The sequence below is a fragment of the Pseudomonas sp. E45-MNA-CIBAN-0222 genome, assembly GCF_040310405.1.
GTDB lineage: Bacteria > Pseudomonadota > Gammaproteobacteria > Pseudomonadales > Pseudomonadaceae > Stutzerimonas > Stutzerimonas stutzeri_AC.
In genome coordinates, this window is sequence record NZ_JBEOPU010000110.1 from 1 (window position 1) to 269 (window position 269).

The window sequence follows — 269 nt, forward strand, 5'->3', positions numbered from 1 at the left end:
GCCTTATGTAAACCTAGATATGAACCCACTGAAAAATAAAGCATTGGCCAAAGACGCTATCTTTTTTTCTACTCACAAATTCATTGGTGGCCCTGGCACTCCGGGCATTCTCATCGTTAAAAAAGCCATTATCAAGAATGATAAACCTAGCCTGATTGGCGGCGGAACGGTGTCTTTTGTCACGCCAGAAGACCATACATTTTTACCGATAGGCGAACGTCGTGAAGAAGGCGGAACACCAGGAATTGTAGAGTCCATCCGTGCAGGAT

At 45.0% G+C, this 269-nt stretch carries 1 protein-coding gene; it reads left to right on the forward strand.

Annotation, left to right across the window (positions count from 1 at the left end; all coding sequences use genetic code 11):
- Window positions 1-19: 19 nt before the first annotated feature.
- A partial coding sequence (locus AAEZ08_RS22965) for an aminotransferase class V-fold PLP-dependent enzyme (protein WP_500125185.1) occupies window positions 20-269 on the forward strand: 250 nt, incomplete at its 3' end.